The sequence below is a fragment of the Enterococcus sp. genome, from assembly GCF_032555305.1.
In the GTDB taxonomy this organism is placed as follows: domain Bacteria; phylum Bacillota; class Bacilli; order Lactobacillales; family Enterococcaceae; genus Enterococcus_A.
The window spans coordinates 62,080-81,586 of the sequence record NZ_JAWGOQ010000001.1 but is presented as its reverse complement, the minus strand read 5'-3'; the positions used below and the strand labels follow the sequence as shown (position 1 = coordinate 81,586).

Here is a 19,507-nt window from a genome sequence, read left to right as displayed (position 1 = left end):
GATAAAAATGAAAATCGCAGTCGGACAAGAATTTTTCAAACTAATGAAGCAAGAGCTTATTTTGAAACAATCATTGATTTTGAGCGGGTTGATATTACTTTTTGCCATGGTAACTAAATTTGGTAACTTGGATGTGCTATCGGCAGATAGTTTAGTGGTGACTTGTTTTAATAGTAGTTGGTTGATTGTTTTCTTTATGGTGTATCTTGCTAGTCAAACTTTTTCTATGGAATTCCGGCTGGGTACAATTAAAAACTTGCTAAAAAAGAACCAACAACGCCGAATAATTTTCTTTAGTAAACTAGTTACCTTAATAGGATACTCCTTGTATTTAAATGTAGTAGCGATGACAGCTACCATCTGTATAAGTATGATTTTATTTCCAGAAGTTTCATTGAATCAAACAGAAGTGCTCCGCGTCTTAGTTACTAATTTACTTGGAAATTTTATTGGAATGTGGTTATTTGCTAGTTTGTCATTAATGATTTCTTTAGCGGTGCCGAATGAATCACTGGCAAGCATATTAGGAATTGCGGCTTATTTCATCTCTTCAATGCTAGCAGGAATACAATTTATGGTGTTGGATCAATTCAGTTGGTTGCGTTGGAATCCATTAAACATGTTGAATCTGAGCAATCAGTTATCGAATAACAGAATAGAAAAGTTAACGCAATTAGCGACGAATCAATTATTAATTGGTAATCTAGTGTATATTATTAGTTTCCTCTTAATTGCCAACTTCTTATTTAGTCGAAAAAAAGTCTAATTACTATGTTATCATCGAAATTAACATTGTGAGTAACACAGAAAGGAATAAATATGCATAAATTCTGCTTATTTCCTAAGGGTGAGATACTTAGCTCAATTATCTGGATGCTTTTTCTACTAATCCCTATTATATCCTTGATTCCATTCGACACCTTTGAAAAACAATTTTTGGGTATGCTAATAGTGCTGTTTAGCTGGTTTTATAGGAATACTCTTTTTCAAGGAAGGTATTTTATCTACTGGTTAATGGGTCAATATTTGATTGCTATTTTTTATGCTTTGAATCTAGGATATATCTATCTATTTATGTTTCCTGCATGGCAGCTGGGCTTTGGTTTTCCTAAAATAAAAAAAACAACCTTTTGGTTATTATTTTTTGGTCAATCACTTCTTATTGTCGTGAGCTTGTTTTTGAGGTCATTTGAAAAATCCTCTTTTGTAAGCGATCAGTTGGTTATATCAAGTCTTTTTGGGTTGTTTACTATCATTGCTCCATTGCCGGGCAGGGAGTTTCAGAAATCGATGGAGCAGCGAAAACAATTGTATCAGGCGAATCAACGGATGGAAGCTGTGATTAAAGGAGAGGAATGTATTCGTATAGCAAGAGAATTACATGATTCTTTAGGGCAATCATTGTCTGTAATGACTCTCAAGCTTGATTTGGCACAAAAAGTTTTATTAAAAGATCCACAGATGGTTACTGGAGAGTTACAGGAAATAGAACAACTTTCTCGTTCTACCTTAAAAACTGTTCGTGAAATTGTTTCAGATATACGAAAGCGTTCCGTAAGGGAAGAGCTAATTGAAATAAATCAAGCATTAACAACGGCTAAAATTGTTTTGATTACCGAAAACGAGGAGATAGCTAACGATCTGTCTGCTAATCAGCAAAACGAAATCAGTAATGTTCTGCGAGAAGCGGTAACCAATATTATCCGCCATAGTAAAGCGACCTTTTGTAAAATCATCTTTACGATTGACGCTGGTTGGTTTAAGCTTTCGATTGAGGACAATGGGATTGGTGCAAAGGAAATGATCGCTGGAAATGGAGTTACCGGAATGATCGAACGAATTGAGAATATACAAGGGACAATTTTAATACAGGATGATCAAGGAACATCCATTCGTATTTCGGTTCCTTTGAAGGAGGCTTTGCATGATTAGGATACTTATTGCCGAAGATCAAGGACTTTTGTCATCAGTGTTGGCGACGATCTTGAATTTGGAGGATAACTTGGAAGTTGTTGGAACAGCCAAAGATGGGGTAGAAGCGACATCAATGTTGAAACAACTGCAACCAGATATCTTATTAACGGATATTGAAATGCCTCACAAAACTGGTCTGGAACTGGCTGAGGAATTGAAAGAAAGTACAATTAAGGTGATCATCCTAACTACTTTCGCTCGGGATGGTTATTTTGAAAAAGCAGTGGATGCTAAAGTATCTGCTTATTTATTGAAGGATACTCCTAGCGAAGAGTTGATTGAACATATTCACTCGACAATGAAGGGCAAGGTTTATTATGAACCTTCCTTAATTACAGGTTACATGAACAATCAAAGAAATCCCTTGACCCCAAAAGAGCAAGAAATTCTGACATTGATTGCTTTAGGAGCTACGTCCATGGATATTTCTAACCAACTTTACTTAACAGATGGAACGGTTCGTAATTATATTTCTGAGATTATTAGCAAACTAGGGGCTAAAAATCGGGTCGAAGCTGCTGCGAAGGCTAAAGAAAAAGGTTGGGTATAAATAAGAGTCTGGAAGATCACATAGATGGATCTTTCAGGCTTTTACTTTATAGCTACGAAAAAATGGCTGTTGCTTGAGTAATGTTTTGGACTACCTAATTGAAGTATTATTTTTGTTGAAATTATTTTGAGAAAAGGTTTGTCTAAAGATCATCCTTGTAGAAAGTGGTACTATTCAGATATAATGCGTGAGGAAGAATAAATCGAGTTTTATATAGAAATACGTTCACCGTTTCGAGGAAGGAGGGGCGAGAGTGAAGAAAAATTATGCGGTCGTTGATATTGAAACGACTGGAACGGATCCTAAAACGGATCGGATTATTCAATTTGGCTGTGTGCTGATCGAAGAAGGCAAAATCGTGACGCATTTTTCGACAGATATTAATCCAGATCAAACGATTCCAGCACAGATCCAGACGCTGACCGGTATCACCAATCACCGAATTCGAAAAGCCCCTTATTTTGAAGATGTGGCACAAACAATTACGAATTTGTTGGAGGATACGATCTTCGTAGCCCATAATATTCATTTTGACTATCCCTTTTTAAGCAATGAATTGGAACGCTGCGGGATGCCACCGCTGACCATTCCCGGTATTGACACAGTAGAGCTGGCACAGGTGTTTATGCCCACATCTTTGAGTTTTCGTTTAAAGGATTTAGCAGAGGAGCTGCATTTGGTGCATGAGAACCCGCATCAAGCGGATAGTGATGCGGATGTGACGGCTCAACTTTTAATTCATCTAGAAGCGAAGATAAAAGAGCTGCCGATTATTACTCTGGAAAAAATTATTGATACAGCTGATCAAATGGCTTTTCAGACAAAAAATTTCTTAGAAGACTGCCTGAAAGAAATGCAAGCAGAGCCTAAGCCGTTATCAGAAGAGCTGGCGATTATTCACGGGTTGGCTTTACGCAAAAAAAGTGTTCCACTCTTTTCTGAAAGCTACTTTGGGACAAAGGCGTATCCTCGTTCACGAAAAGCAAAGGAAAAAGTGTACCAAGGAGAACTAGATTTTCGAAAAGAACAGGCCCGCTTGATGAATTTGGTGTACGACTTTTTCAATAAGAAGGATGACAAAAATGTTTTAGTAGAGGCGGCGACTGGGATCGGCAAGACACTAGGTTATCTATTGCCGATGAGCTTTTTAGCAACACCGGAAAAACCGATCGTTGTCAGTACTGTTTCGTTGCTACTGCAGGAGCAAATTCTGAATCACGATTTGCCGCTGATTAATCGGTTGTTAGATCAGCCGTTGCAGGCTGTAGTGATGAAAAGCAGTCGACATTATATCGATTTAGAGCGTTTTTATCAAAGCTTCGAAAAGAAATCGGAGCAAAAGCAATACACTTTTTATCAGATGGCGTTGCTTGTTTGGTTAACACAGACGGAGACAGGCGACTTTGACGAGTTGAATATGACGAGCCTGAAGCATCCATTCTGGCAAGAAGTTTGTCATTTAGGAACGCATACGCTGAATGCCAATAGCCCTTTTTATTCTGCTGACTTTATTCGTCACCGTCAGGAAAAGCTGGCGCAAAGCAATTTGATTGTGACGAATCATGCCTACTTAGCTCAGGAAGATCAGCGAAAAGTTCCACAACTACCTAAGAGTCCCTATTTGATCATTGATGAAGCTCATCATTTGAATCGTGTACTGGAAAAAATCACGACGCAACAGTTCAACCTTTTGGCGATTCAACGTACATTTAATCATTTGCTGGAGAATAAAAAATTTTCTGTCTGGCAGACACTCGTTCAAAAGGATCAGCAAACTCAGCATACACTGGAGATTTTCCAAGATGTGTTGCAGGAACTGAATGAAGATTTAACGGATTTTTACCAAATTTTCAAAGACGAGTTTCCGACTGAGGATGAGCGCTTGATCACTAAGGATATGATTGATCAATTATCTTTAGCTGGCGAACAGGTATTGCAGCGAATTGGACGACTCTATCAAGATGCCTTAACGCTTGGGGATCAGCTGCAAAGATATTTCATGACCTATAAAGAAACATTTGGTATCAAGGAACAGGCTGAATGGAGCGATCTTCAATCATTGCTAGATCGCTTAGCTGGACAACAAATGGCTTTTGAAACCTTTAGCGAAAAATGGGATGCACGTTATATTCATTGGTTCAATGCGAAACGTAAGACTTTTCAGGTGCAGGATCTAGAAGCATCGCTGATCAGTCAGACAAAGTGGTATGACCGTTATCAGCAGATTCTTTATTTAGGCGGAACCCTGAAGATCGGCAGTGACCGTCATTATTTTGCCAAACGTTGGGGGATTCCTGAAGCATCATTAAAGATCATCAGCAGTCCTTACGACTATGCGGAGCAGGCTCGTTTATACTTGCCAACGAACAGTATCAGTATTCAGGCGACTTCACCTGATCAATATGCGAATTATGTCGCAGGAGTGGTTCATAAAATTGCAGAAAACCAGAAACGTCCGATCTTAGTGTTGTTCACCTCCCATGATATTCTGAATCGGGTTTATCAGCGTGTTCGGGTACCTTTATTAAATGAGGGAAGAGAAGTCTTGGCTCAGGGGATAGGCGGCAGTCGGGAAAAACTGCTGAAGCGATTCTTGCTTTCAAAGGATGCGCTCTTGTTTGGAGCCGACAGCTTTTGGGAAGGCATTGATTTACCAGGAGAGATTCTGCAGATTTTGATCGTGACACGTTTGCCGTTTGAGAATCCGCAACGATTGCAGGTGAAGGCTCGTAATGACTTTTTAGCCTCAGAAGGGATCAATCCCTTTTTCCAAGAGGCTGTTCCTCATGCGGCGCTGCGATTGCGCCAAGCGTTAGGTCGCCTAATTCGCTCTGAGAAGGATAAAGGAGTCATGCTGCTGCTAGATCAGCGATTTATCACTGCGGGTTATGGTGAAAAACTGCGAAAGGCACTGCCAAAAGAATTACCCATCAAAGAATTGCCGTTACCAGAAATTATTACGGAGATGGATCAATTTTTAAATTCTGACAAAAGTACAGAGAATTAATGAGGGGACGGCTTTCTTTTGGTATAATGTAGCTTGTCTGAGAGGAGTATGATTTTGGATACGAATAGTGCAGGACAACGGAAGCTTAATCGTTGGCTGTTGGGAATCGTGACTTTTTTACTAATCATCATCGTGGCGGCGACCATGATTTTTATTCGTTCAAATCGTCCGATGCAGCAAGCCAAAAGAGAAGCGATTCAAATGGCAGAAAAATATGCCGACTTAAAAACAGCGGATCAATTCTATTGGTTTAATCGGGATAAAACCTATTTTACCGTCACCGGTGAAAACAACGCTGGTGAAGCGATCATTGTGATCGTGCCAAATTCGGGAGAAAAGGTTCGCGTCCTTAATCAAAAAGATGGTCTGACAGAACAACAAGTGGAAAAACGCTTTGAGAGTGAGAACCCAGAGTTGATTTTTGAAAAAGCAAATCTCGGAATCTATCGGGATAAAACAGCTTGGGAGATCACCGCAAAAGACAATCAAGGCGCGATTTATTATTACTTGCTGGCATTCAATGACGGCAAGGAGATCAAAGTCATCAAAGGAATCTAAAAAATCTTGGTAGGGGAGTTATCAGTTATGAAATTATCACAGCGTGTAACAAACTTAGAACCGTCCGTCACTTTAGCAGCCACAGCCAAAGCCAAAGAGTTGAAAGCCCAAGGATTAGATGTCATCAGTTTAACTGTCGGTGAACCGGATTTTAGTACACCTAAAAACATCGAACTAGCCGCAATCGAAGGAATTAAAAGCGGTAAATCCAGCTTCTATACTGCTGCTGGTGGAACACCGGAAATGAAGTCAGCGATTATCGAAGTGACTAAAAAAAATTATGGTCAGAGTGTGGAACCCCAAAATATCATCGTAACTAGTGGCGCGAAATTTGCGTTGTATGCATTGTTCCAAACTATTTTGGACGAGGGGGATGAAGTAATCATTCCGGTTCCTTTTTGGGTAAGCTATGCCGAGCAGGTCAAATTGGCACAAGGGAACCCGGTTTTTGTGACTAGTGAGCAAGAGGATAGTTTTAAGATCACGGTTGATCAGCTTGACGAGGTTCGAACAGAGAGTACGAAAGCAATCATTATTAGTTCTCCATCCAATCCTACTGGGACGATTTATACAGAAGAAGAATTGCGTGAGATCGGCGAGTGGGCCGTTCGTCATGAAGTATTGATTGTCTCAGATGATATTTATGATCATCTTGTTTATAATGGGAACGAAGTGACGCATCTCGCTTCTTTATCTGACGAGATTTTCCAGAACACAGTGATCATTAACGGGGTATCAAAAACCTATTCCATGACTGGTTGGCGAATTGGTTATGCGATTGGGAATCCTGAGATCATTCGCGGGATGACTTCGATAGCCTCACAATCAACTAGTAATCCGACATCCGTTAGTCAGATTGCAGCGATTGAGGCTTTGACCGGAGAACAAGAGATGGCGGAAAAAATGCGTCAAGCTTTCGAAGAACGCTTGAACAACATTTATCCTAAAGTCGCTGCTTTGCCGGGAGTCAAGTTGAAAAAACCTCAAGGTGCGTTCTACCTGTTTCCTAATATCAAAGGTGCAATGGAAATGGGCGGCTATGATAATGTAACGACTTGGGTCAATGATTTGTTGGAACAAGAGCATGTTGCTTTGGTAACAGGTGAGGGTTTTGGTTCATCAGATTGCGTGCGGATGAGCTATTCAGCCAGCATGGAAGACTTAGAAGAAGCGGTTGTGCGGATTCGTCGCTTTATTGAAAACAGTAAAAAGTAAAATCATCAATTCGGGATAAATAAGTTAGGAGAGACATTTGTGGAACAAATTCAAATCATCGATGCCAAAAATCATGTTGGCGAAACAGTAAAAATCGGCGCCTGGGTCGCTAATAAGCGCTCAAGCGGAAAAATCTCATTTTTACAATTACGCGATGGAACAGCTTATTTTCAAGCAGTCGTAGTCAAAAGTGAAGTATCAGAAGAGGTCTTTCATTTAGCCAAAGAATTGACGCAAGAAACTTCGATCATCGTTACAGGTGAAATTCGTGAGGATACACGTTCAAAATTTGGCTATGAATTAGGCGTGAAAGAGATTGAAGTAATCGGTGAGAGTCATGATTACCCAATCACACCAAAAGAACACGGTGTTGATTTCCTAATGGATCATCGTCATCTATGGTTACGTTCATCACAACAGCATGCAATCATGCTGATTCGTAACGAAGTGATCCGAGCAACTTATGAATTCTTCAATAATAATGGCTTTGTAAAAGTTGATCCACCGATTCTAACAGGTTCAGCTCCCGAAGGTACAAGCGATTTATTTGAAACAAACTATTTTGATCATAAAGCGTATTTATCTCAAAGTGGACAATTATACATGGAAGCAGCTGCTATGGCATTGGGCAAAGTATTCTCATTTGGTCCAACCTTCCGGGCAGAAAAATCAAAGACTCGTCGTCATTTGATCGAGTTTTGGATGATCGAACCAGAAATGGCCTTCATGCACCAAGAGGACAGCTTAGAAGTTCAAGAACAATACGTAGCTTACTTGGTTCAAAACGTTCTGGATAATTGTGATTATGCGTTAGACGTTTTAGGTCGTGATAAAGAAATTTTGAAGAACTACACGAAACTTCCTTATCCACGTATTTCTTATGATGATGCAGTGGAATTATTGAAGAAGAATGGCTTTGACGATATCGAATGGGGCGATGATTTTGGTTCACCTCACGAAACCTTTATCGCTAATTCATTTGATCGCCCAGTTTTCATTTTAAACTATCCAAAAGCGATCAAACCTTTCTATATGAAACCACATCCAACCCGCGACGACGTTGTCATCTGTGCTGATTTAATTGCACCAGAAGGCTATGGTGAAATTATCGGCGGTTCAGAACGTGCGACGGATTATGATTTCTTATTAGAACAAATTCGTGAACATAACCTTAGTGAAGAAGAATACTCATGGTATTTGGATTTACGCAGATATGGTACCGTTCCGCACTCAGGCTTCGGTTTAGGGCTTGAACGGACAATCACTTTTATCGCTGGAATTGATCATGTGCGTGAGGCGATTCCATTCCCACGTTTGTTAAACCGTATTTATCCTTAATAGTAACTAGAGTAAAAGCGTCGAGGCTGCCCTCGACGCTTTTTTAAAACCCAATTTTTTCAATTAAAGAGGCTTTCTCGTCATTTTCATGTTGAAAATAAAGCTCCTCATTCTCTTGATCGTTTTCTTTGAGGTTCGAAGTCACCACTGTTTTAACTTCTTCTTTGTCGATGTTCTTTTCAACAATCTGAGAAGTAGCTTCTAGAGTGATGAGAGTCAATGCGATAATCGTAATTTTTTTCATTTTAGTTTTCTCCTTTTTTTGTAGGTTTGGTTTAGTTGTAAAATTTACCTTTGACTTCGTTTTTTACTAAATCAAAGAAGTGGGTCATTACTTTTGAACAGGTTTCTGAAGGTACCGATGTTTCATTGGCGATAAAATCAACAATTGCTGCTAAATGTTTTCTTGAGTAACGAGTGATGTTCTTAGTGCAATAGTTTTCATAGCTGTTTAAGATACTTTCGACTGTTTGAATGGATTCGTTTGTTCGTCCTGCTAAAGTTTTGATTGTTTGTGTGTTGTTCATAATGGTTTCCTCTTTTCTTGACCGACTGTCGGTCATTTTTAGTTTAATAGTTAAACTCAACAGAATTTGCTGAGCTATGAAAGAAAGATTTTTTGTAATTGTGTGACTGTTTGTTCATAGGGATGGACATTTGGATTAATATCTAGGACTTTATAAATCAAATCAGTTGCAGCGATGACCCGGCTTTGAATCGTCTCTGGTGAAAGTTTTTCGATATTGTCAAACATTGTTTGAATTCCTGCAATCAGAAATTGGATGCTTTCTAATGGATGCTCTGTTCGGAATTCTCCCTGTTGTCTGCCGACTTCGATGATCTCTGCTAAGACTGGACAAACTTGATTGATTGTTTCTTCCAGAGCTCGCTGCTTCATTAAAGCATTTTCCGGCATCTGGAACTTGTCGACGATTTCTTCTTTCCGTGTGTCTTCTTGATTGTTTTGTGAAAGGAAGGTTATCAGTTTTTCTAATGCTGTGTCGTTTGATTGTTGAATTTCTTTGGCTCGTAAAATTTCTTGATCGATGATTTGTCCGATAACAGCCTCTAAAACTTCTTCTTTAGAAACGAAGTAGTGGTAGAAGGTTCCCTTGGCAATCCCAATTCGTTTCAAGATATCATTAACGGTTGTTTTATTAAACCCTTTGGTTAAGAAGAATTCTTCTGCTGTGGTGATGATCTCATTTCTACGTTCATCATGCTCTTTTACGATTCGCATTTCTTCTCTCCTTTCTCTGAACCGACTGTCGGTCGTTGTTTGTATCTTTATAATACCGACCCGCGGTCTAGTTGTCAATACTTTTTCGAATAAAAATTTTTATTTTTCTAAAAAGCTTATTACAGCGGGCTTTTTCAAGAGATATTTTTTTGAAAAAGCTTTCTTTATTGCCTTGACATATGATTATGTACTCATATATAATAAATATGAGGGAGCATTCATATGTAATAAAGAGAGAAGGGTATCTCATGGAAAAAGTATATCGGTTAGATGGGTTGGATTGCGCAAATTGCGCGGCTAAGATTGAACGGTCCGTCCAGCAAATTAAGGGAGTAGAGCAGGCTCAAGTCGATTTTATGAGCACGAAGTTGACGATTGTGGCGCCTGAAAAGGATATCGAACGGATCAGCGACAAGGCGAAAGAGATCGTATATAAGCTAGAGCCAGATGTTGAAGTCAACAGTGTGCAGACTGAAAAGGCGGAAGAAGATTCTAAGGGAAAGATTATTCAGATTCTTGTCGCAATCATCGCATTAGTCTTTCTAGCGATCTTTACTCCGGCAACGCCGTGGAAGCTGATCGCTTACTTGATTTTGTATTTTTGGATCGGCTACGATGTATTGAAGACAGCTATTACAAATATTTTCCATGGTGAGATCTTCGACGAGAACTTTTTGATGGCGATCGCAACTGTTGGAGCTATTGCAATTGGCGAATATCCGGAAGCGGTAGCGGTCATGCTGTTTTATCAAGTGGGAGAATTCTTCCAGGATTATGCTGTGGCGAAATCAAGAAAATCAATCAGTTCCTTATTAGCGATCCGACCAGATTCAGCGAACTTGATTCAAAATGGCGAAGTAAAAAAGGTCGCTCCTGAGACAATTAAGGTCGGCGATCGTATTTTAATCAAACCCGGTGAGAAGGTTCCGTTGGATGGTATCGTTAAGGAAGGAAACTCGATGCTGGATACTTCCGCATTGACTGGCGAGTCTGTTCCCCGCAGTATTCATCCTGATGAACAAATTCTTAGCGGCTTCATTAATCAAAGTGGACAGCTGACTGTAGAAGTCACTACTACCTTTGGTGAATCGACTGTCAGCAAAATTTTAGATCTAGTCGAAAATGCCAGCAGTAAGAAAGCGCCGGCTGAAAACTTTATTACCAGCTTTGCCCGCTACTATACACCTATTGTTGTCGGATTAGCAGCTTTGTTGGCAATTGTCCCACCGCTTGTTACTGGTGAACCTTTCTATGATTGGGTCTATCGCGCATTGACCTTCTTAGTCATTTCTTGCCCGTGTGCATTGGTCATTTCTGTTCCATTGAGCTTCTTTGGCGGGATCGGTGGCGCAAGTAAGGCCGGGGTCTTGATTAAAGGCAGCAACTATATCGAAACATTAGCCAATGTTGAAACGCTCGTCTTCGATAAAACAGGAACGTTGACGAAGGGTGTTTTTAAAGTTCAGACGGTTGACACAACGATTAATAAGAAAGATTTCTTACGCTATGTTGCCAGCGCGGAACAAAGCTCGAGTCATCCAATTGCCCAATCAATCGTAAACTATGTCCATCAGCCATTAGCTTCAGTCAGTCAATTAGAAGAAATTGCTGGTTTTGGAATTTCGGTCGAGATTGAAGGGCATCGATTCTTAGTCGGAAACGAAAAGCTGTTAGCGAAATATGCTATTCCCTTCCAAGCGGTTAATGAAATCGGGACGATCGTCTATGTTGCTATGGATGGCGAGTTCGTCGGTCATTTAGTGATTGCTGATGAATTGAAGGAGCATGTTTCTGAAGCTTTGTCCGAAGTGAAAAAACTTGGTGTGAAACGGACCGTCATGCTAACTGGAGACAATCGCGGAATTGCTGATGCAATCGGCAAGAAGATCGGCATTGATCAGGTATACAGCGAACTACTGCCAGAGGACAAAGTCACTCATTTAGAGGATGAATTAAAACGAGAAACAAAAACGGCCTTTGTCGGTGATGGCATGAATGACGCTCCTGTATTGGCTCGAGCTGACATTGGAATCGCCATGGGAGGGCTTGGTTCAGATGCAGCGATCGAAGCGGCGGATGTTGTCATTATGGATGATGAACCTGCCAAAATACCCGTAGCCATCCGCATTGCGCGTAAAACCATGGGTATTGTGAAGCAAAATATCGTGTTTGCTATTGGTGTAAAAGTATTAGTGTTGATTTTAGGTGCACTTGGATTTGCGACAATGTATGCAGCTGTTTTTGCTGATGTCGGCGTGACAGTGATCGCTGTCTTGAACGCGATGCGGTGTTTGAGAATTAAATAGTTTTTTCTTACCGTCTTCATTTTGAGGACGGTATTTTTTTTGCAGTATTTAGAGTAAGACCATACGATGCTTGTCAGGATGATGAACAAGTTCCTCCTTTAGACTGAAATAGTTTGAAAAATTTTATCTTTTTAGTTGACGAATGACGATTACAAATGTAAACTAAAACATGTAGATTACATTTGTAAACGAAAGAGGTGAGAAGGATGGCTATGACGATTACGCCAATTAAAATCAGTGATTCGGAATGGGAAGTCATGCGGGTAATTTGGACACAGGAAGCAACTACCGCACAAGAAATTATTGATATTTTAGGGCAAACGATGGAGTGGAAGCCGGCGACAATCAAAACGTTACTGGGTCGCTTGGTGAAAAAGGAAGCAGTTCGGACGGAGCAATCGGGGAAAAAATATATTTACTATCCGGCAATCAGCGAAGGTGAAACAGTCAAGAGTGCGACGGAGAATCTATTTTCTCATATTTGTGCAAAACGGATCGGTGAAACAATCGCTGAGTTGGTCGCGGAGGCTGAGCTGACTGATGCGGATGTTGACTTGATCAAGGAGCAATTAATCAATAAGCAGACAGTAGCATCAATCGAATGTAATTGTATTCCTGGACAATGTGAATGCAATCATCATAAATAAAAAAATTAATTTAACGATGGAGGAATTTAAAATGAAAAAACAATTTGCAATCAACGGAATGAGCTGTAATCACTGTGTGGCAAACGTAGAGAAAGCGATCAATCAATTGGATGGCATCGACAAAGTAAAAATCAATTTGAAGAAAAATCAAGGAACCGTAAAATTTGATGAAGCACAAGTTTCCGCAGATCAAATCGCTGCAGCAGTGACTGAAGCAGGGTATGAAACTGAGGTGATCTAATTGGCAGACGCAACAGTAGAAACATTTGCCATCACCGGGATGACCTGCGCCAACTGTTCTGCTCGCGTAGAAAAGGAACTGAAGGCAACAGAAGGCGTGCTGGAAGCAAATGTCAATTTAGCTACAGAAAAGGCCACCGTTCAATTTGATGACACCCTGACCGCGGAAAATTTGATCCAGCGGGTCGAGTCCATCGGCTATGGTGCGATCCTCTTTGATGAGGAGCACAAGCAAAAAATTGAACAGGAAAAAGCGGCGCATTTGAAAAAAATGAAGCGTGACTTGATTATGAGTGCTGTTTTAGTGGCACCCCTGATGATCGCCATGATCGCGATGTTGTTAGGCAGTCACGCGGGTTGGGTGCATTTCCTGCATTTGCCGCTGGTTCAGCTGATCTTGGTTACGCCAGTCCAATTCGGAGTTGGTCAGCGCTTTTACCGCGGCGCCTATCATGCGTTGAAAACCAAAGCACCAAATATGGATGTTTTAGTAGCGATGGGGACCTCAGCGGCCTTTGCGCTGAGTGTTTATAATGGCTTTTTCAATCCTTATAATTCTGATTTGTATTTTGAAAGCAGCGGCATGATCATTACCTTGATCTTGCTAGGAAAGTATTTAGAACAAAAGGCTAAGACTAAAACTAGTGATGCTATTAAACAATTGATGAGTTTACAGGCTAAGACAGCTACTGTAATGGCGGATGGCGAAGAAAGAGAAGTACCGATCGAAGACGTACAGGTTGGCGATCTTTTACGTGTTCGTCCTGGGGAACAAATTCCGGTAGATGGGAAGATTTTTAGCGGACAAACCACGATTGATGAAAGTATGCTGACGGGGGAAAGTCTGCCAGTGGATAAGCAAGCCGAGGATCAAGTTTTTGGCGGCACGGTCAATACCACCGGCAGTATTCAATTTACCGCTACGCAAGTCGGTAGTATGACGGTTCTCTCCCGAATCATTCGGATGGTGGAGGACGCGCAAGGTGAAAAAGCACCGATCCAACAAATCGCTGACAAGATATCGAAGATTTTTGTCCCGACTGTCTTAGGATTGGCTTTGTTAACATTGATCGCGACGGGTCTGTTGACTGGCGATTGGCAGCAGGCCATCGTTCATAGTGTCTCGGTTCTAGTAATTGCCTGTCCATGTGCGCTAGGTTTAGCAACACCGACCGCTATTATGGTAGGTACTGGTTTAGGTGCGAAGTCAGGGATTTTGATCAAAGGCGGCGGCGCATTGGAAAAAATCGCACATCTGACAACGGTTGTGTTGGACAAGACGGGCACTATCACAGAGGGCAAACCAGTGGTAGCGGATTTTGAAGCTTTTGATCCGCAGGCTTTGTCCTATCTGACAAGTTTGGAGCAGCAATCGGAGCATCCATTAGCCAAAGCGATTTATCAGTATGGTAAAGACCAGACGGAGATTTTGTCCGTTGAGAATTTTAAAAGCTTAACTGGACAAGGAGTTACCGGCACGATTGCTGGGAAATCCTATTTTGTCGGGTCTAAGCGTGGACTTCGCGAGCGGAAAATTTTATTTCCCGAAGAGCGTGTGTTAGCGTTAGAAGAAGAGGGCAAGACAGTCATGTTTCTGACTGACAAAGTGGAAGTCCTTGCAATGATCTCAGTAACAGATCAAGTCAAGCAATCCTCTAAAGCCGCTATCGCAGCGCTGCATCAACTGGGAATCAATGTGAAAATGCTAACGGGAGATAATCCTCAGACAGCTCATTACATTGGGGAACAGGTTGGTCTGCAGCCATCAGATATCGTTGCCGAAGTGTTGCCGGAGGATAAAGCTCAGGTTGTTAAAGAGCTTCAGACGAAAGGCGAATCTGTTGGCATGGTTGGTGATGGGATCAATGATGCCCCCGCATTAGCATTAGCCGATATCGGGATTGCGATGGGCAGCGGAACGGATATCGCAATGGAAACAGCAGATATCACCTTGATGAACAGTGATTTATTGTCAGTTGAAAAAAGTATTCGTTTATCTAAGTTGACGCTAAGAAAAATCAAACAGAATTTATTCTGGGCGTTTTTATACAACGTGATTGGGATTCCCTTCGCCGCAGTCGGCTTTTTGAATCCAATCATTGCGGGCGGTGCGATGGCCTTTAGTTCGGTCAGTGTGCTGTTAAATTCCCTCAGCTTAAATCAGAAAAAATTATAGATGTGCCAATTACTGCTTAATCTTTAGTAGGAGAAATTGGTGCAAGCGGCTTTTCCTTCTTTAAAGGAATGGCTGTGAAATGAATTAGGAGGTAGGCAACATGAAACAAGAAGATCAAATGGATGAATCGATGAACACAGACCATACTATGCATGACCATCAAAAAATGGATCATTCAATGGGCGGACACGAACATCACGATATGAATCATGGAATGGATGGGCATGAGCATCACGACATGGACCATGGCGGGATGGATCATTCGATGCATATGGGAAATTTCAAACAGAAGTTTTGGCTCTCCCTTGTTTTGTCGATCCCGATCATTGTCCTTTCACCGATGATGGGGATGCAGCTACCTTTCCAATTTACCTTTCCCGGCTCTGAGTGGCTGGTATTAGTTCTGGCGACGGTTCTGTTCATCTATGGTGGACAGCCCTTCCTGAGCGGTGCCAAAATGGAGCTGAAGATGAAGAGTCCGGCCATGATGACCTTGATCGCGATGGGGATCTCAGTAGCGTATATTTATAGCCTTTATTCCTTTATTGCTAACAAGGTTAATCCTCATGAACATGTGATGGATTTCTTCTGGGAATTGGCGACCCTGATCGTGATTATGCTGCTGGGGCATTGGGTGGAAATGAGCGCTGTCTCAAATGCCAGCAATGCTTTGAAGAAGCTGGCGGAATTATTACCGGATGAAGTCAACCAGATTCAAGAAGACGGCTCGACACAAAAAGTCAAATTGCAGGAAATCAAAAGCGGTGATTTACTATTGGTTCGTGCGGGAGATAAAATGCCGACGGATGGACAGATCATCAAAGGGTCGACAATTGTCGATGAGTCGGCAGTGACAGGTGAATCAAAAGGGGTTCAGAAAAATGTCGGTGATTCAGTTATCGGCGGTTCCGTCAATGGTGATGGCACCATCAGAGTGAAGGTCACCGGTACTGGCGAGGATGGTTATTTAGCCAAAGTCATGACAATGGTTCAGCAGGCTCAGCAAGAAAAATCGAGATTGGAATCTATCTCCGATAAGGTAGCGAAGTGGCTCTTTTACATCGCTTTAGCTGCTGGGATATTGACCTTTGTTGCTTGGCTGGTTGTAGCTGACTTACCGCAGGCTCTAGATCGTATGGTGACCGTCTTTGTTATTGCCTGTCCCCATGCTTTGGGGTTGGCCATTCCATTGGTGATCGCTCGCTCAACTTCTCTTGCCGCTAAAAATGGACTGCTGCTGAAAAGTCGTCAGGCGTTGGAACAAGGAAATCAATTGGATTATGTTTTTCTTGATAAAACCGGAACATTGACTGAAGGTAAGTTCACCGTGACAGGCGTTGAAGTTCTAACAGACAGTAACAAAGAGGAAGCGCTGAAGTATATTGGTGCTTTGGAAGCCCAAACGAATCATCCATTAGCAGTCGGTGTGATGAATTACTTGAAATCCGAAGACATCGAACCCTATCAAGCGCAAGACGTTTCAACCTTAAAGGGTATCGGAGTCAGTGGGATGGTGGAAGGACATCAAGTCATTTTAGCCAATCAAAAGGAAATCGAACGTCGAAAGCTAAGCTTTGATCCGAATAAATTATCGGATTATCAAGCGCAGGGCAATACGATTTCCTTCCTATTAATAGATGATCAGCTAATCGCTTTCTTTGCGATGGGAGACACCTTAAAGAATCAAGCCAAAGACTTCATCAAGAGCTTGCGTAATGTCGGGATCGAACCAGTGATGCTGACCGGGGATAATCAGGAGGCTGCGAAAGCAGTGGCTGAATATCTGGATATCAAAGAGTTTTACAGTGAATTGTTACCGGATGATAAAGAAAAAATCATCAAGCGTTACACTGATGATGGTAAAAAAGTCATGATGGTAGGTGATGGAATCAATGATGCCCCTGCCTTAGCGAGAGCGACCATTGGGATGGCGATTGGCGCTGGAACAGATATCGCGATCGATTCCGCCGATGTCGTTTTGACGAACAGTAATTTGCAGGACATTTTGAAATTTGTCCGTTTAGCTAAAAAAACACACAGCAAAATGATTCAAAATCTTTGGTGGGGAGCAGGGTATAATATTTTAGCAATTCCACTTGCTGCTGGTGTCTTGGCACCAATCGGAATACTGCTAAGTCCCGCTGTTGGCGCGATTTTGATGTCTTTAAGTACGATTATTGTGGCGATAAATGCCATGACCTTGAGTGTCTGATTATTCAGACGCTTTTTTTTTCGGAAAAAAGTTGAGAATAAACTTGGATAGCACTTGTGATACTTTTAAATTAGAAGAATTACAATGAGTAGAAGAGGGGATGCTAAAGATGATCTGGCAATTAATAATCAGTAAGAAAACGCAGCAATATTTGCAACTGCTTGAATTAATAAATGATGAACAGTACAAGATAAAAGAAATGGCTAAAAAACTAGAAATAAGTATAAAAACCGTTAGACGTTCTATTGGTGATTTGGAGCATAAAGGGTATGTTGTAAAAGAAACTTCGTGGCGGATTAATCGCCAACATTATCCACATTACCTAGAGCTTCATCGGACGATATTGACTGAGGACCCGCTCTTTCAATTGTTTAAACAATTTCTTTGGGGATTAACCTCTACAGAAATGAAGTATACAAAAGTAAGAAGGTTAAATCGACGCTTGATTTCTTTAAATCTCTGGGCAAAAGGACGAACAGGGAATTTGCTAGGTGATCCAGCTATTATCCTATTTCTACAATTACGCTATTTGAGAGAGTTTTATTATTTTGATGAATGGGAGATTTATCAACAAATGGATCAGTATTATAAACATCAATCTGCTGCATCGTTTGACAAAGCGTTGTTTCCAGACAACCTGATGATTAACCATTTCATTGAGAAATATAAAGTCCAGGAGCAACTAGCGGTTTATTTCTTCTTTGATCATCTGCGTTATCATTTTGTGCTGTTTACTGAATTTTATCATTGTCATCAGAAGCACCAAACTGTCTTATATCTGGAAGTTAGGAAAGCAAGTCGGATTATTGAAGATGCAATTGCTTGGGAAAGTGAACTATTAAAGAATATATTCAGAGTGAAGCTCTTTGATCTTTTTATCGGAATACATCAAGGTTTGCCTTTAGCGCTCTTCAATGCAAAACGGCAGCAGGGAGCAGTTACGCCAGACTATCAACATTTAAGTAAAGAATTAAAACGACAACTACCTATGTTGAATAATTCCCGAATAGATGAACTGGCCTTAGCTTTGAAAAATATCGTGTTTGCAAGCCATCAGGTGGTATTTAAAACGACACCTAACTTAGAATCTTCGCTATTAATTCAAGAAAGGTATCAGACATTTTTAGCGGATGGTGGAAACTAAGGTGAAGATTTTTCTTCAAGAAAGGTTATGCTATAATGATTAGGACTACGATAAGAGTATCATTCTATTTAGCATGTTGTTTAGTGACTAACGTGATTTATAGAGTGGGAACAATTGAAAATAAGGGGTAGTTCTTCTAGCAGAAGGGCTAGAAAGTAGGAGGAGAGCAGAATGGGCTTACGAAAACTAGATGTTCCGACATCTTCAATTACAGAAGTAAAAAAATCTCCAATGGATGTTTTTGCTCAAGCTCGTAAGGCAGAGACCGGGGTTTATATTTTTAATCGCGAAAAAATTGCTGGTGTGATGCTGACAAAAGAACAATATGAAGCATTGGTAGAAGAATTAGATACTTTACGAGATACCTTATATCAACCAGTGGAGCGTGAATTACCGGTTCCAGAAGAATTAGAAGAGCTGGCTACAGCTTTAAGAACGACATTGGCGAAGGGTTCTGTTATATCAGCCCGCTACTTAGATGAACGTATGGTGGCAACTGGTTTTATCACTAAAAAAACCGGCTTTGGCGGTGTAACGGAAATGATGAAAGAACTAGAAGACACTGGGAAAATTATTTATCAATTGCGTCGTCGGGAGCATAATAAGGTCATCTATGCCGAGATTTTTGGCGAACCGCAGGAATTCCAACGGGGTTCTGCTGATAAACTAATGATCCGTAAAGTGAATCTGATTGAGCGTTGATGCTCAATTTTTTTCATACCGAATAAAATGAAACTGAACGATCTTCTTTTATTGCTAGTGATGAAAGAGAGATCGTTTTTTTGTAATTAACATGCGGAAACGTTGATGACAGAGGTGGATTCTTAAATTCCTTTTACTTTCAGCATGAATAATTGTCCGTGAACAAACGTTCGGTTATAATGAGAGTAACAAAACTGC

The 19,507-nt window shown here is 40.9% G+C and carries 17 protein-coding genes; 14 read left to right on the top strand and 3 right to left on the bottom strand.

Annotation, left to right across the window (positions count from 1 at the left end; translation table 11 throughout):
- The first annotated feature begins 7 nt into the window (after nucleotides 1-7).
- From E6139_RS00385 to asnS, 7 genes are all read left to right on the top strand, one after another.
- On the top strand, nucleotides 8-766 hold the full coding sequence (locus E6139_RS00385; RefSeq protein WP_316401058.1) for an ABC transporter permease: 759 nt from the start codon (nucleotides 8-10) through the stop codon (nucleotides 764-766).
- Nucleotides 767-819: 53 nt separating this feature from the next.
- Nucleotides 820-1,932 carry a sensor histidine kinase gene (locus tag E6139_RS00380; protein ID WP_316401057.1) on the top strand — a complete coding sequence of 371 codons (1,113 nt, stop codon included), beginning with the start codon at nucleotides 820-822 and terminating at the stop codon, nucleotides 1,930-1,932.
- Nucleotides 1,925-2,524: a response regulator transcription factor gene (locus tag E6139_RS00375; protein ID WP_316401056.1), complete on the top strand. Its 600-nt coding sequence runs from the start codon at nucleotides 1,925-1,927 to the stop codon at nucleotides 2,522-2,524. The genes E6139_RS00380 and E6139_RS00375 overlap by 8 nt, the downstream gene beginning before the upstream one ends.
- Nucleotides 2,525-2,777: 253 nt before the next feature.
- Nucleotides 2,778-5,531, top strand: a complete 2,754-nt coding sequence (locus E6139_RS00370) for a helicase C-terminal domain-containing protein (protein WP_316401055.1) — start codon at nucleotides 2,778-2,780, stop codon at nucleotides 5,529-5,531.
- 54 nt (nucleotides 5,532-5,585) lie between these two features.
- Entirely contained in the window at nucleotides 5,586-6,089 is a 504-nt protein-coding gene (locus tag E6139_RS00365; protein WP_316401054.1) for a DUF5590 domain-containing protein, read from the top strand.
- Nucleotides 6,090-6,116: 27 nt separating this feature from the next.
- Entirely contained in the window at nucleotides 6,117-7,304 is a 1,188-nt protein-coding gene (locus tag E6139_RS00360) for a pyridoxal phosphate-dependent aminotransferase (protein WP_316401053.1), read from the top strand.
- A 39-nt stretch (nucleotides 7,305-7,343) separates the two neighbouring features.
- Complete coding sequence (asnS, locus tag E6139_RS00355; RefSeq protein WP_316401052.1) at nucleotides 7,344-8,642, top strand: asparagine--tRNA ligase; 1,299 nt, start codon at nucleotides 7,344-7,346, stop codon at nucleotides 8,640-8,642.
- A 43-nt stretch (nucleotides 8,643-8,685) separates the two neighbouring features.
- On the opposite strand, the gene E6139_RS00350 is transcribed toward asnS, so the two are convergent.
- The 3 genes from E6139_RS00350 to E6139_RS00340 all read right to left on the bottom strand — a co-directional run bounded on the left by E6139_RS00350 (nucleotide 8,686) and on the right by E6139_RS00340 (nucleotide 9,882).
- Nucleotides 8,686-8,886 carry a hypothetical protein gene (locus tag E6139_RS00350; protein WP_316401051.1) on the bottom strand — a complete coding sequence of 67 codons (201 nt, stop codon included), beginning with the start codon at nucleotides 8,884-8,886 and terminating at the stop codon, nucleotides 8,686-8,688.
- Nucleotides 8,887-8,917: 31 nt separating this feature from the next.
- The gene (locus E6139_RS00345; RefSeq protein WP_316401050.1) at nucleotides 8,918-9,169 is read right to left on the bottom strand and encodes a hypothetical protein; all 252 of its coding nucleotides are present in this window, start codon (nucleotides 9,167-9,169) and stop codon (nucleotides 8,918-8,920) included.
- Between the two features lie 74 nt (nucleotides 9,170-9,243).
- A complete protein-coding gene (locus E6139_RS00340) occupies nucleotides 9,244-9,882 on the bottom strand; it encodes a TetR/AcrR family transcriptional regulator (RefSeq protein WP_316401049.1) in 639 nt (212 codons plus the stop codon).
- 248 nt (nucleotides 9,883-10,130) lie between these two features.
- On the opposite strand from E6139_RS00340, the gene E6139_RS00335 reads away from it, so the two are divergent.
- The 7 genes from E6139_RS00335 to E6139_RS00305 all read left to right on the top strand — a co-directional run bounded on the left by E6139_RS00335 (nucleotide 10,131) and on the right by E6139_RS00305 (nucleotide 19,309).
- Nucleotides 10,131-12,188: a heavy metal translocating P-type ATPase gene (locus E6139_RS00335; RefSeq protein WP_316401048.1), complete on the top strand. Its 2,058-nt coding sequence runs from the start codon at nucleotides 10,131-10,133 to the stop codon at nucleotides 12,186-12,188.
- A gap of 206 nt (nucleotides 12,189-12,394) precedes the next feature.
- Nucleotides 12,395-12,835 carry a CopY/TcrY family copper transport repressor gene (locus tag E6139_RS00330; protein WP_316401047.1) on the top strand — a complete coding sequence of 147 codons (441 nt, stop codon included), beginning with the start codon at nucleotides 12,395-12,397 and terminating at the stop codon, nucleotides 12,833-12,835.
- A gap of 31 nt (nucleotides 12,836-12,866) precedes the next feature.
- On the top strand, nucleotides 12,867-13,076 hold the full coding sequence (gene copZ / locus E6139_RS00325) for a copper chaperone CopZ (protein ID WP_316401046.1): 210 nt from the start codon (nucleotides 12,867-12,869) through the stop codon (nucleotides 13,074-13,076).
- Complete coding sequence (locus tag E6139_RS00320) at nucleotides 13,077-15,251, top strand: heavy metal translocating P-type ATPase (RefSeq protein WP_316401045.1); 2,175 nt, start codon at nucleotides 13,077-13,079, stop codon at nucleotides 15,249-15,251.
- Between the two features lie 100 nt (nucleotides 15,252-15,351).
- Nucleotides 15,352-17,463 (top strand): copper-translocating P-type ATPase, encoded by a 2,112-nt coding sequence (locus tag E6139_RS00315; RefSeq protein WP_316401044.1) that lies wholly within the window; start codon nucleotides 15,352-15,354, stop codon nucleotides 17,461-17,463.
- A gap of 109 nt (nucleotides 17,464-17,572) precedes the next feature.
- Entirely contained in the window at nucleotides 17,573-18,607 is a 1,035-nt protein-coding gene (locus E6139_RS00310; protein WP_316401043.1) for an HTH domain-containing protein, read from the top strand.
- A gap of 171 nt (nucleotides 18,608-18,778) precedes the next feature.
- Complete coding sequence (locus tag E6139_RS00305; protein ID WP_316401042.1) at nucleotides 18,779-19,309, top strand: type II toxin-antitoxin system Phd/YefM family antitoxin; 531 nt, start codon at nucleotides 18,779-18,781, stop codon at nucleotides 19,307-19,309.
- Nucleotides 19,310-19,507: the final 198 nt, after the last annotated feature.